This is a genomic window from Sinomicrobium kalidii (genome assembly GCF_021183825.1).
Lineage (GTDB): Bacteria > Bacteroidota > Bacteroidia > Flavobacteriales > Flavobacteriaceae > Sinomicrobium > Sinomicrobium kalidii.
On the sequence record NZ_CP089211.1, the window covers coordinates 5053939 to 5067123 of the forward strand.

Consider the following 13185-nt stretch of genomic DNA (forward strand, 5'->3'; position numbering starts at 1 on the left):
ATGACGGGGGATGTTTATGAAGTTATATAATGGTTAAATCTTTGTTTTTATCACATTAACTGTGCATAGTGTGAGATTTTTTGTTAATTTTAACATATTATTAACCTTTAATCTTACATTATAATGAAAACGAAACCTACTTACATGTTCAGGCTTTTTATGGCCTTACTGGCATTTGCCATTTACAGTTGCCAGAATGACACTACAGAACTTCCGGACGAAGTTACGGAAGAACAACAGACTACCGATGACCTGAAAAGCGCGTTAACTCCTTTGGCTAAGCAGGATTTACCGGAAAAAGTAAAAGAACAACTGGAACTTACCCGTGAAAACCTGGCGCAATACCTTCCTGATGCCCTGCAAATTACAGGTGTGGAGGTGCTTGGCAGCGTTACTACGGAAAAAGGTGTTGAACTCTCGCACCGTTCGGTGACCAAAAAGGAAAATGTTATTGCTTACGGGAATATTACGGACCCTGCCTCGGTACACATAGGAATGATGCAAAACGTATATTCCGGAAAGGCACTTTCTGAAACACAAAATCGTATGGCCGCCGCCGCTTCGCAGGAAATCAGGTCCGGCGATAACGTTATGGAGATCACCTGGAAAAGCGGGGAGTCCACTTACAGGACACAGTGCTTCTACCGCAATGACGGTATTGTATGGGACAACATCCTCAGCGGACTGGTGATGATTGACACCGAAGGACAAACGGAATCTTCGGAAGAAACGATGGCGCAAAAGGACAACAATGTGCAGTCCAGAACCTATTACCGTTGGTATAAGAGATGGTGGACCGCTAAGTGGCTCTGGGGTTCTGAGCGTGGCGAAATGGGCTATAAGATCACCATATACTATTCTTCCGGACGGGTATCGAATACGGATGTCAGTGACTGGGGACACATTTCCCTGGGGAAAGCGAGAAGCTACAGCCGCATTGTAAAGAATTCGGGAAGCTACGGCAAGTGCCAGTATGCCCTGGGCATGTGCACACCTTTTGGTTCGCTAAGCTATAATTCCAGTACGTTCAAGGTTTCTTTTTCCGGAATAGGAAGCAATGTTGTGGCTAACGGGTATAAATCACTCTATCCGTAACGGAGACTAACCGGATATAAAAGCAAAAAGCTCCCGTGTGCACTACGGGAGCTTTTTTATTTTTTAATCTTCGTCGTCCTCGGGGTCGTCCGGGACTTCCATGGAGCCGCCGATATCCCCGGAGTCGAAGTCGTCTTCGTCTTCGTCAAAGTTCTCCATGGTGTTGGCCAGCCGGGTACTTACCTTAACCAGATAAACCGCATCTTCGGTACGTACTTCAAGTGCTTCCACGGCTTCGTTGTTGGCGTTTCTGAATTTTATAATGTCGTTATCACCATAACCGTCGGGATATTTTTCCACCAACAGCGTCAGGATTTCATTGGTAAGCTTTTTATAATCAACTATTACACGTTTCATAGCAGGGGATTGTTATTTCTGGTCTAAAAATAAATCAAAATGAATATTACATGCAAGTTATTTTTTTTAACATTTTACATATCTAACAAATATGCAAAGATTAGCGGGGCTACAATGGTGGCATCCGACTCTATAATGAACTTTGGGGTGTCTATATCGAGCTTTCCCCAGGTGATCTTTTCGTTAGGTACGGCGCCCGAATAAGAACCGTAGCTGGTTGTGGAATCTGATATCTGGCAGAAATAGCTCCAGAACGGCACATCGTGCATTTCCATGTCCTGGTACAGCATGGGGACCACACATATGGGGAAGTCCCCGGCGATGCCTCCGCCTATCTGGAAGAACCCTACACCCTTACCGGAGTTTTTGGTGTACCAGTCGGCCAGGTACGCCATGTATTCTATACCGCTTTTTACAGTATCGGCCTTCAATTCTCCTTTAATGACATACGAAGCGAATATATTGCCCATGGTGCTGTCTTCCCAGCCGGGCACCACAATGGGGAGGTTTTTCTCGGCAGCGGCATACATCCACGAGTCCTTGAGGTCTATTTCGTAATACTCTTCGAGAACGCCCGAAAGCAACAGCTTGTACATATATTCGTGGGGAAAGTAGCGTTCTCCCTTTTCATCGGCTTCTTTCCATATTTTATAAATGTGCTTTTGCAGGCGGCGGAAGGCTTCTTCCTCCGGGATACAGGTATCTGTGACCCGGTTAAGGCCTTTTTCCAGCAGTTCCCATTCCTCTTTTGGGGTAAGGTCACGATAGTGGGGTACGCGTTTGTAATGGGAATGTGCCACGAGGTTCATCAGGTCTTCCTCGAGGTTAGCCCCGGTGCAGGAAATGATCTGTACTTTGTCTTTACGGATCATTTCGGCAAATATCTTGCCCAGCTCGGCGGTGCTCATGGCCCCGGCGAGGGTAACCATCATTTTGGTGCCTTTCTGCAACTGTTGTTCATATCCCTTTGCGGCGTCTACAAGGGCAGCTGCATTGAAATGCAGGTAATACTTTTCTATAAAATCTGATATTGCTCCTTTCATAATCCTGTTTTTTTTTGATCCTTTGAGACGCACGGCCGTGCGTCTCTATCGGGAAATATTGATACTATCTGAAATCATTAATGGTTAATCCTCGTCCTCATCATCATCCTGTTTTCCGGTGTATTTGAATTTATAGGCCAGCATCTTGTAATACAACTTGGCGGCCAGGAAATCGGACGATTTTTCGGTTTCATCAGGACAAAGCTCCACAATATCGAACCCTACCACGTTTTTCTTTTTGAATATCTTTTGAAGGAATTCCAGTGTTTCGTACCACAACAGGCCTCCGGGTTCGGGGGTGCCCGTTGAAGGCAGGATGGAAGGATCAAAGGCATCGAGGTCTATGGTAATGAACACGTTTTCCGTCATCTGATGTACGGCGTCGGTCATCCATTCGTCATCATTGATGATCTCGTGGCCGAAATAGACCTGGTTTTCGTCCATGTGGTCCAGTTCGGAACTATCCATGCTCCGGATACCCACCTGTATGAGGTTTGTGGTTTTGCTGGCTTCGTGCAGGGCACAGGCATGATTGCATGCAGAGCCTTCATATTCCGGGCGCAAATCGGCATGGGCATCAATCTGTACAACGGTGAGCTCTCCGAAACATTCGTTGAATGCACGGATGGTACCTATGGATACGGAGTGTTCACCGCCGAATATGGTAACGAATTTATCCTGCCGGATATAGTTTTTGGTGGTTTTGTACACGGTCTCGACCATCTTTTCGGGAGAGGAGTTCTCCGTGATGGCGGGGGCGAGGTACACGCCTTTTTTGTAAGGTTCGCTACGGGTTTCGATATCGTACAGTTCCATGTTTTCGGAGGCGTGTAAAAAGGCTTCCGGGCCTTTGTCCGCTCCCTTCTGCCAGGTACTGGTACCATCGTAGGGAACGGGGATCAATACCACTTTCGCATCGTCGATGCGGGTGTATTTTTCAGGAATTCCGGCGTATGTTCTCTTGTTCATTGTATTGGGTTTTTGTGTTGGTAGTCCTGAAGTCCGGAGGCCGGAGTTTTTAGCTGTTGATTCTTCCGGCTTCTGACTTCGGATTTCCCGGCTTTTTATACGTTATCGTAACCTAAAATTTTAAGTAAGTCTTCTGCTTTTTGTTGTTCGGCAAATATTTCGGTGGAGATATTGCCGTCAGCGTCCTTGTCTATCAATATATGTTTGGGCGAGGGGATGAGGCAGTGCTGCAATCCGCCGAAGCCGCCTATGGTCTCCTGGTAAGCGCCCGTATTGAAAAAACCGATGTACAACGGCTTTGCCTTGCTGTATTTGGGCAGGTAAATGGCGTTCATGTTCTGCTCACTGTTATAATAGTCGTCGCTGTCGCATGTAAGTCCGCCCAAAAGGACTCTTTCGTATTCGTCGTTCCAGCGGTTGATGGCCAGCAGGATGAAACGCTTGCTTATGGCCCAGGTATCGGGCAGGGTGGTAATGAAAGACGAGTTTATCATGTTCCACTTCTCCCGGTCGTTCTGTTGTTTCTGGTACAATACCTCGTAGATAACGCCTCCGCTTTCGCCCACGGTAAAACTTCCGAATTCGGTAAAGATATGGGGTACGGGAACTTCGGCCTCCTCACAGGAGATCTTGATCTGGTTAATGATCTCGTCTACCATATACTGGTAGTCGTAATTAAAGGCGAGGGAGTTCTTGGTAGGGAAACCTCCGCCTATATTAAGACTGTCCACGGTAGGGCATATTTTCCGTAATTGTATGTATACCCTGAGACATTTAAGAAGCTCGTTCCAGTAATAGGCTGTGTCGCGTATGCCGGTATTGATAAAGAAATGCAGCATTTTTAGCGTAACCTTTTCGTTGGAAGCAATGGCCCTGTTGTAGAACGGTATAATGTTTTTGTAACCGATACCGAGCCTGCTGGTGTAGAACTCGAACTTGGGTTCTTCTTCCGAAGCTATGCGTATGCCGATGTTATAGTTACCGTCAATGGCCTCGCTCAAGAGGTCTATTTCCTCATAGTTGTCAATAATGGGAATACACTTTTTGTGCCCGTTGTTGATGAGTCCTGCAATGTTCTGTATGTATTGTTCACGCTTAAAACCGTTACACAGTACATAATGGTCCCGGGTGAATTTTCCCTGTTTGATGAGATTGTTCACAATATCGATATCAAAAGCCGACGATGTTTCAATGTGGATATCGTTCTTCAGTGCTTCGGTCAACACGTGCTCAAAATGGGAGCTTTTGGTACAGTAACAATAGTAATATTTACCGGGGTAGTTGTGCTTTTCCATAGCGTTGTTGAACCACTTCCCGGCTTTTTGTATGTTGTTTGATATTTGCGGCAGGTAGGTGAATTTAAGGGGAGCTCCGTATTTTTTTACCAGTGCCATGAGGTCTATATCGTGGAACTTCAGGGTATCGTTGTTAAGTGTAAATTCCTCTTGCGGAAAATAATAGGTTTGGTCTATGAGATCTATGTATTTCGTTTTCATTTATTGCTTTTGTATTATAAAATAAGGGTTATTAAAAGTATAACAAGATATAATATAAAAGCAAAGGAATCAAATACGCAATCTTATGGGATTGCGTACAAGAACTGCCCCTGAATACGAGTGAAGTATGGATGTTAATCGGGAAGTGAACTTAAAAACCCGGTCGCTCCACTTGGGAGCCGTATATGGAAATGACTTCCTCAAAACCATATACCCGGGGTTAAAAACGAGTTTCATTCTTGTTCAGCCTAATCGGGTACAAAAATGTATAAAAAAAATAAGTTGCCAAACAGGAACAGGCTTTTTTTGAATTTTTTTTTGTGATGTTAGATTACTGTTAAACAGTTTGTTACGGGTTTACATTGGCTTTACCTGATATATGGGGGTACCTGAGATGTTGCTACACTTTAAAAGTGAAGCCGTCCGATACCTTTTCTTTGTATTTTTCCTTGTCGAATTTATAGAGGAAAGAACCTTTTCGCGACGAGGTCATGTCTTTCTCCTTGAGTTTTACAAGTACGTCCATCTGTTTTATTTTCTTCTGGAAATTTCTTTTGTCCAGGTCTTCCCCGAGGATCACTTCATACAGCTTTTGCAGTTGGCGCATGGTGAACTTTTTGGGCAGCAGTTCAAAGCCTACGGGATTGGTAGATGTACGTCGCCTGAGCCTTCTGAGGGCTTTTCGCAGCATTTCGTTGTGGTCAAAGATCAGGTGGGGCACTTCTGATATGGAAAACCACTGTGCGGAATGCTCATCGAGCAGTTTCGGGTTGTGGTCGTTTATGTTAATGAGGGCGTAGTAGGCCACGGAAATGGTCCGTTCCACGGGGTCCCGGTCTACCTTGCTGAAGCCGTACAGCTGTTCCATATACACATTGTTCAGCCCTGTTAGTGTATAGAGCACGCGATTTGCAGCCTGATCCAGGGTTTCGTTTTTCTTTAAAAATCCTCCCATCAATGACCATTTTCCCTTTTCGGGTTCGAACCCCCTTTTGATAAGCAGTAATTTGAGATCATCTTCATCAAAACCAAAAATGATACAGTCCACAGCCACCAGGGCTTTGTCTTCTTGATTGTAATTGTAATCCATTAGTCCAAATTTATTTTTTCCGATAATAGTAAGAACACTATACAAAGAGGGGAGAAACGGTTTTGTATAAACAATTTTGTAAGATTATCTTTATTTATGGATAAATATACATTTAATTTTATGAAAAACTAAAATCCGGCAAAAATATTTTGTTTTCGGGCACACTGCATACTGCTTCAGAGGTTCAAATTGTGTAGTTCCTAATTCCGGGGCACTTTTTTTTCGATTATAATTAGCATTTTAATATTTTTTATTTACTTTTACAAATGTAAAACATACACTTTTAATCTTTAAAACTATGAAAACCAACACTATCTTATCGGTGGCCCTGTTCGGGCTATCCGTATTAGGTACGCAGGCACAGCAGAAAGTGGTTGTGCAGACGGATGCTGGAGAGCACACTATAAGTAAACACATCTACGGTCATTTTGCCGAACACCTTGGCCGTTGTATATATGACGGCTTTTACATAGGGGAGGACAACAAGACGATCCCCAACACCGCAGGGGTACGGAATGATATTGTTGATGCATTGAAAGCGCTGAAAATACCCAATCTCCGCTGGCCCGGCGGATGTTTTGCCGATACCTACCACTGGAAAGACGGAATCGGCCCCAGGGAAGAGCGCCCGACCATAGTAAACCGCTGGTGGGGAGGAGTGACGGAAGACAACAGCTTCGGGACACACGACTTTTTAAATATGTGCGAACTCCTGGAAACGGAACCTTACCTTTCCGGAAATGTGGGAAGCGGCACGGTACAGGAACTCATCGACTGGGTGCAGTATACAAACCACGATGGAACGAGCCCCATGGCCGACCTGAGAAGGGAGAACGGCCGCAAGGAGCCCTGGGACGTAAAATACTGGGGTATCGGTAACGAAGCCTGGGGATGTGGCGGAAATATGACTGCAGAATACTATTCTGACGTCTACAGAAAGTACGCTACCTTTCTTACGGGGTGGTCTAATGAAAGTGGTATATTCCGCATAGCTTCCGGGGCATCCGATGCAGATTATAACTGGACCGAAGTGCTGATGAAGAACATTAAGCACAACCTTATAGAAGGTATGGCACTGCATCACTATGCTGTAATAGAATGGAACAATAAAGGACCGGCCGCTACTTTTACCGAAAAACAATATTTCCGCACGATGCAAAGCGCCCTGGAAATGGAAGAGCTGGTAACAAAGCACAGCGCCATTATGGACAAATATGACCCGGAAAACAAGATAGCCCTCGTAGTAGACGAGTGGGGCGGATGGTACGATGTGGAACCCGGCACCAATCCCGGCTTCCTTTACCAGCAGAACACCATGCGCGACGCCATGATCGCCGCAACTACGCTTAATATTTTCAACAATCATGCAAGGCGGGTGAAAATGGCCAACCTGGCACAAACAGTTAATGTGCTGCAGGCCGTGATCCTCACCGATGAAGAAAAAATGATACTTACCCCTACATACCACGTAATGAAAATGTACAGTGTCCACCAGGATGCCACCCTGCTTCCGGTAGAATTCGACAATGTGGATTATACTTATAACGGGGAAAAACTTCCGGCACTTTCGGTTTCGGCTTCCAGGGATAAAAACGGAACTGTGCACGTATCACTGGCGAATATCGACGCTTCCGAGGAACATACGGTGTCCCTTAATTTGGAAGGGGTAAACCTGAAAAATACTGAGGGAACCATTCTTGCTTCCGAAAAACTTCAGGACCACAACACTTTTGAGAACCCGGAAAAAGTAACGCCGGGGAAATTCACGGATTTTTCCCGTAAAAAAGGGGCACTCGAAGTAGAACTTCCTCCATTTTCCGTAGTGACACTCGAATTTAAATGATTATTTTTTTGAATTAGTTTTAAATATTGAAAAACAGAATATAGTAACATGAGCAGTTATGTAGTTGGATTGGATTTTGGTACGGATTCGGTAAGGGCTGTACTGGTAGATACGGCCAACGGGGATACCCTCGAAAGCGAAGTACATTGGTACAGGAGATGGAAAGAAGGAAAGTACTGTAATGCCGGAAAAAACCGTTTCCGTCAACATCCGCTGGACCATATTGAAGGTATGGAAGCTACCATTAAAAAGGTGGTGGAAAGATCAGGAATAAAACCGGAAGATGTTCTCGGAATATGTATCGATACCACGGGGTCATCTCCCGTTCCCGTGGATAAAAACGGTACGGCACTGGCATTGACGCCGGGTTTTGAAGAAAACCCCAATGCGATGATGGTCCTCTGGAAAGACCACACTTCAATCAACGAAGCCGCGGAGATCAACCGCGTATCCAGGACCTGGGGAGGAACAGATTACACCAAATACATAGGAGGTGTGTATTCCTCGGAATGGTTTTGGGCAAAAATACTGCACATTGTAAGGAAAGACAGTGCCGTGAAAGAAGCTGCGTGGTCCTGGATGGAACACTGCGACCAGATGACGTACATTCTCACGGGTGAAAAAGATCCCAAAGCTTTTAAGCGGAGCAGATGTGCCGCCGGGCACAAGGCCATGTGGCACGAAAGCTGGGGCGGACTTCCGGAAGATGATTTTCTCTCCCGGCTGGACCCGTATCTCGTAGAGGTCAAACAAAATCTTTATACGGATACCCATACTTCCGATGTGGTAGCCGGTAACCTGAGCAAAGAGTGGAGTGAAAAACTCGGGTTGACCGAAAATACCGTAGTAGCTGTCGGTACCTTTGATGCCCATGCCGGAGCTGTAGGAGCCGGTGCCGAAGCTTTTTCCCTGGTAAGGGTAATGGGGACTTCTACCTGTGATATTATGGTAGCCCCCAAAGAGGTTATCGGGACCAATGCCGTAAAAGGTATTTGCGGACAGGTGGACGGTTCTGTTGTCCCCGGCTGGATGGGCCTGGAAGCGGGACAATCTGCCTTTGGTGATTTGCTGGCGTGGTTCCGGGAAATCGTATCCTGGCCTTTGGATAATCTGTTACAGGATACGGAATTACTTTCGGAGGAAACCAGGCAACAACTTAAAGAAGAACTCAGAAACAGGGTGATCCCCGAATTATCGGTACAGGCAGAAAAGATTCCTGCGGAAGAAAGTGTTCCCCTCGCTCTGGACTGGATAAACGGACGCCGGACCCCTTTCGCCGACCAGGCCCTGAAATCTGCCATTACGGGACTTGATCTCGGAACGAAGGCCCCGCATATATTCCGTGCACTGGTTGAAGCCATATGTTTCGGTGCCCGGAAGATCGTAGACAGGTTTGAGGAAGAAGGTGTGGAAATAAAATCGGTTGTAGGGATAGGCGGAGTAGCTAAAAAAGCGCCTTTCGTTATGCAAACCCTTGCCGATGTGTTAAACAGGCCCATACGGATTGCCGTTTCCGACCAGGCACCCGCACTCGGGGCGGCCATCTATGCTGCTGTTGCCGCAAGGGTATATCCCACTGTGGAGGACGCTGTAAAAGCTATGGGCAGCCCTATGGAAAAGACTTATGAACCCAGGGAAAATATGATCGGGATCTACAATGAAAAATATGCCCGCTATGAAACCCTTGCTGAGTTTATTGAAGAAGATACGCATAAGAAAAACACTATAAAAGTTACATCGGATGTCTGAATACAAAGCAATAAAAGAAGTGTGTTACAAGGCAAATATGGAATTGCCCGAACTCGGGTTAGTGGTATACACTTTTGGTAATGTAAGCTGCGTGGACCGGAAAAACAACGTCTTTGCCATTAAGCCCAGCGGAGTACCTTATGAAGACCTTGCCCCGGAAGACATAGTTATAGTCGATTTTGAAAACAATATTGTAGAAGGAAAAATGCGCCCGTCTTCAGATACGAAAACCCATGCTTACCTTTACAAGACCTGGGAAGATATCGGAAGTATTGTACATACCCATGCCACCTATTCCGTAGCCTGGGCGCAGGCACAGATGGACATCCCCATTTTCGGGACCACCCATGCCGACCACCTGACCAGTGACATTCCCTGTGCACCTCCCATGAAGGATGAATACATAGAAGGAAATTATGAGCATATGACGGGCAAGCAGATCATAGACTGTTTTAAAGAAAAAGGGCTGTCCCATACGGAAGTGGAAATGGTATTGCTGGGTAACCACGGGCCTTTTGCCTGGGGGAAAAATGCAGACAAGGCCGTGTATAACAGTAAAGTAATGGAAGAACTGGCTAAGATGGCCTACCTTACCCTGCAGATAAATCCTTCCGCACCGCGATTGAAGGATACTTTAATACAAAAGCATTACAACCGTAAACACGGAAAAGATGCGTATTACGGACAATAAATAACAAAAACAATAAGAATTCAAGTAACGTAAAAAACAAAAGGATAATCAAGCGATAAAAATGATAAAACTGAATGAACACGAAGTGTGGTTCGTCACGGGTAGCCAGCACTTATACGGGGAAGAAACATTAAGGAATGTTGCCAGGCATTCGGAAGAAATAGCAAAAAATCTCAATAACAGCAGCGAAATACCGGTAGATGTGGTCTTTAAACCTACCGTGACCACATCGGAACAGATCGCGGCAATTTGCCGGGAAGCCAATGTAACTGACCGGTGTGTGGGGGTTGTGGTGTGGATGCACACCTTTTCACCCGCTAAAATGTGGATAAAAGGGCTGCAACTGTTAAACAAGCCGATGTGCCATCTGCATACCCAGTATAATTCCGAAATACCTTGGGACGATATTGACATGGACTTTATGAACGAAAACCAGTCTGCCCACGGCGGAAGGGAATTCGGTTTTATGGTAAGCAGGCTGCGGAAAAACCGCAAAGTAATTGCCGGGCACTGGAAAGATGAAAAAGTGCAGAAGAAACTCGGAACATGGAGTCGTGTTGCTGTTGGATGGCATGCTTTCCAAACCACAAAAATAGCCAGGATAGGCGATAATATGCGGAACGTTGCCGTAACCGAAGGCGATAAGGTAGAGGCCGAGGTACGTTTCGGTTTCGCCGTAAACGGATATGGTATCGGTGATGTGGTGGAATACCTGAATGCTGTAACAGACAGTGAAGTGGAGGCGCTGGTAGCTACTTACAGGGAACTGTATAAAACCGATAATCCCGCATTTAATGAAACTTCCGTAAAAGATGCTGCAAGAATAGAGCTCGGACTCCGGGCCTTCTTGGAAGAAGGCGGTTTCGGAGGATTTACCAATACGTTTGAGGACCTTCACGGGTTTAAGCAACTACCCGGTATCCCCACCCAACGGCTGATGGCCGACGGTTACGGCTACGGAGGAGAAGGCGACTGGAAAACTGCGGCATTACTTCATACCATGAAAGTAATGACCCAGGGACTTGAAGGCGGAACCTCATTTATGGAGGATTACACCTATGATTTCCGTAAAAACGGTTCCAGGGTACTAGGGTCGCATATGCTCGAAATATGCCCTTCCATAGCTTCGGGACAGCCCAGGCTGGAAGTACATCCGTTATCCATCGGAGGAAAAGAAGACCCTGCGCGATTGGTGTTCGATGTAGGAGCCGGCCCCGCCATAAATGTGGCACTGATGGATATGGGAAACAGGTTCCGCCTGCTGGTCAACGAAGTACAAACGGTAGCACCGGAGCACGACCTGCCCAAACTTCCCGTGGCCCGCGCTTTGTGGAAACCCGAGCCTGACCTTGAAACTGCCGCATCCGCCTGGATACTCGCAGGGGGCTCCCATCATACGGTGTACAGCAAAGCCGCTACAACCGAATTCATGGAAGATTTTGCAGAAATTGCAGGGGTAGAGTTGCTGCCCATAGATAAAGATACCATTGTCCGGGATTTCAAGGATAAGTTACGGTGGAATGAAGTATATTACCACTTGTTTCAAAACAATATGTAACATGTTTTGACGCTGCTTAGCAACCGGAGGAAAGACTAATCGGTTCCGTCATTTTGAATGGAATCGGAATCCACCGGTTGCTAAGCAGCGTCAAAGCACACCAGTCAAATTAGAGATCTATGAAAACCTATTATTTAACTGCTGTATTATTTGCCTTGCTGGCCTGTAATACCAAACAAAAGAAACAGGAAGAACAAAAGGAACCGGCAACAGGGGAAAAGGAGGTCCGGACCTCCGTAACCCGTGAAAAGTTCGGCACATTGCCCGATGGAAAGGAAGTGGAACGCTATACACTTACCAACACCAATGGCATAGAAATGAAGGTGATGACCTATGGCGGGATCATTACCTCCCTGAAAACTCCCGATAAAGAAGGAAAAACAGGAGATATTGTGCTCGGTTTTGACACTTTGGAAGACTACCTGCAGAAAGTACCCTACTTCGGAGCAATTATCGGCAGGTATGGCAATCGTATCGCCAATGGGAAATTCACTTTGGATGACACCGAATATACCCTGGCACAAAATGACGGAAAGAACCACCTGCACGGGGGGAATAAGGGATTTGACAAGGTTCTTTGGAAAGCCTCGGAAGCAAAGGTAGACAACGGCACAGCCCTGAAACTCCGGTATAAAAGCAAGGATATGGAAGAAGGGTATCCCGGTAACCTGGATATAACTGTAACCTATACCCTGACCAATAATGACGAACTCAAGGTGAATTACCGGGCAACCACCGATAAAAAAACGGTGGTGAACCTTACTCAGCATTCCTATTTTAACCTTGCCCCGGACAGCGAAAATATTCTCAGTCAGGAACTGCAGTTAAATGCCGATGCTTTCCTCCCGGTAAGCAAAACCTTGATCCCTACCGGAGAATTAAAAAAAGTTGGAGGCACTCCGTTTGATTTCAGGCAATCCAAAACTGTAGGGAAAGATATCGAACAGCAGGATGAGCAGTTGAGCTACGGGAATGGCTATGATCATTGCTGGGTGCTGAACGGTGAAAACGGCAGTATGAAAAAAGCCGCTTCCCTTTACGATCCTTCAAGTGGCCGTGTGATGGAAGTACTTACCACAGAGCCCGGCATTCAGTTTTATTCCGGAAACTTCCTGGACGGGTCACTGACCGGGAAAGGAAATAAAAAATACGGTTTCCGTTCCGGTTTGTGCCTGGAAACGCAACACTATCCCGATGCTCCCAACCAGCCCGATTTCCCGACTACGGTGCTCAACCCGGGAGAAGAATATAACACAACGACTGTTTTCAAATTTTCTGTTAAATAAAACTTATG

Annotated in this window: 11 protein-coding genes; 6 read left to right on the top strand and 5 right to left on the bottom strand. The window is 46.0% G+C overall.

From position 1 onward, the window contains the following. The first annotated feature begins 123 nt into the window (after nucleotides 1–123). Entirely contained in the window at nucleotides 124–1095 is a 972-nt protein-coding gene (locus LS482_RS20395; RefSeq protein WP_233029427.1) for a hypothetical protein, read from the top strand. A 63-nt stretch (nucleotides 1096–1158) separates the two neighbouring features. Here the strand turns inward: LS482_RS20395 and LS482_RS20400 are convergent, their stop codons facing one another. The 5 genes from LS482_RS20400 to LS482_RS20420 all read right to left on the bottom strand — a co-directional run bounded on the left by LS482_RS20400 (nucleotide 1159) and on the right by LS482_RS20420 (nucleotide 6050). Continuing rightward, on the bottom strand, nucleotides 1159–1452 hold the full coding sequence (locus LS482_RS20400) for a hypothetical protein (RefSeq protein ID WP_233029428.1): 294 nt from the start codon (nucleotides 1450–1452) through the stop codon (nucleotides 1159–1161). A 74-nt stretch (nucleotides 1453–1526) separates the two neighbouring features. Beyond that, on the bottom strand, nucleotides 1527–2495 hold the full coding sequence (locus LS482_RS20405) for a deoxyhypusine synthase family protein (RefSeq protein ID WP_233029430.1): 969 nt from the start codon (nucleotides 2493–2495) through the stop codon (nucleotides 1527–1529). An 84-nt stretch (nucleotides 2496–2579) separates the two neighbouring features. Further along, nucleotides 2580–3464, bottom strand: a complete 885-nt coding sequence (gene speB / locus LS482_RS20410) for an agmatinase (protein ID WP_233029431.1) — start codon at nucleotides 3462–3464, stop codon at nucleotides 2580–2582. Between the two features lie 95 nt (nucleotides 3465–3559). Then, nucleotides 3560–4960, bottom strand: coding sequence for a type III PLP-dependent enzyme domain-containing protein (locus LS482_RS20415; protein WP_233029433.1), 1401 nt, complete (start codon nucleotides 4958–4960; stop codon nucleotides 3560–3562). Between the two features lie 400 nt (nucleotides 4961–5360). Beyond that, nucleotides 5361–6050, bottom strand: a complete 690-nt coding sequence (locus tag LS482_RS20420) for an NUDIX hydrolase (protein ID WP_233029434.1) — start codon at nucleotides 6048–6050, stop codon at nucleotides 5361–5363. Nucleotides 6051–6348: 298 nt separating this feature from the next. On the opposite strand from LS482_RS20420, the gene LS482_RS20425 reads away from it, so the two are divergent. From LS482_RS20425 to LS482_RS20445, 5 genes are all read left to right on the top strand, one after another. Next, a complete protein-coding gene (locus tag LS482_RS20425; RefSeq protein WP_233029436.1) occupies nucleotides 6349–7893 on the top strand; it encodes an alpha-N-arabinofuranosidase in 1545 nt (514 codons plus the stop codon). 48 nt (nucleotides 7894–7941) lie between these two features. Continuing rightward, a complete protein-coding gene (locus LS482_RS20430) occupies nucleotides 7942–9642 on the top strand; it encodes a ribulokinase (RefSeq protein WP_233029437.1) in 1701 nt (566 codons plus the stop codon). After that, nucleotides 9635–10333, top strand: a complete 699-nt coding sequence (locus LS482_RS20435) for an L-ribulose-5-phosphate 4-epimerase (protein ID WP_233029439.1) — start codon at nucleotides 9635–9637, stop codon at nucleotides 10331–10333. Before LS482_RS20430 ends, LS482_RS20435 begins: the two co-directional genes overlap by 8 nt. 61 nt (nucleotides 10334–10394) lie before the next feature. Continuing rightward, nucleotides 10395–11891, top strand: a complete 1497-nt coding sequence (araA, locus tag LS482_RS20440; protein ID WP_233029441.1) for an L-arabinose isomerase — start codon at nucleotides 10395–10397, stop codon at nucleotides 11889–11891. A gap of 119 nt (nucleotides 11892–12010) precedes the next feature. After that, a complete protein-coding gene (locus tag LS482_RS20445; protein WP_233029443.1) occupies nucleotides 12011–13177 on the top strand; it encodes an aldose epimerase family protein in 1167 nt (388 codons plus the stop codon). Nucleotides 13178–13185: the final 8 nt, after the last annotated feature.

Excerpts from the sequence above, each read along its gene's own strand:
- LS482_RS20395 (WP_233029427.1), top strand. The coding sequence starts at position 124 with ATGAAAACGAAACCTACTTACATGTTCAGGCTTTTTATGGCCTTACTG.
- LS482_RS20400 (WP_233029428.1), bottom strand. The coding sequence starts at position 1,452 with ATGAAACGTGTAATAGTTGATTATAAAAAGCTTACCAATGAAATCCTG.
- LS482_RS20405 (WP_233029430.1), bottom strand. The coding sequence starts at position 2,495 with ATGAAAGGAGCAATATCAGATTTTATAGAAAAGTATTACCTGCATTTC.
- speB (WP_233029431.1), bottom strand. The coding sequence starts at position 3,464 with ATGAACAAGAGAACATACGCCGGAATTCCTGAAAAATACACCCGCATC.
- LS482_RS20415 (WP_233029433.1), bottom strand. The coding sequence starts at position 4,960 with ATGAAAACGAAATACATAGATCTCATAGACCAAACCTATTATTTTCCG.
- LS482_RS20420 (WP_233029434.1), bottom strand. The coding sequence starts at position 6,050 with ATGGATTACAATTACAATCAAGAAGACAAAGCCCTGGTGGCTGTGGAC.
- LS482_RS20425 (WP_233029436.1), top strand. The coding sequence starts at position 6,349 with ATGAAAACCAACACTATCTTATCGGTGGCCCTGTTCGGGCTATCCGTA.
- LS482_RS20430 (WP_233029437.1), top strand. The coding sequence starts at position 7,942 with ATGAGCAGTTATGTAGTTGGATTGGATTTTGGTACGGATTCGGTAAGG.
- LS482_RS20435 (WP_233029439.1), top strand. The coding sequence starts at position 9,635 with ATGTCTGAATACAAAGCAATAAAAGAAGTGTGTTACAAGGCAAATATG.
- araA (WP_233029441.1), top strand. The coding sequence starts at position 10,395 with ATGATAAAACTGAATGAACACGAAGTGTGGTTCGTCACGGGTAGCCAG.
- LS482_RS20445 (WP_233029443.1), top strand. The coding sequence starts at position 12,011 with ATGAAAACCTATTATTTAACTGCTGTATTATTTGCCTTGCTGGCCTGT.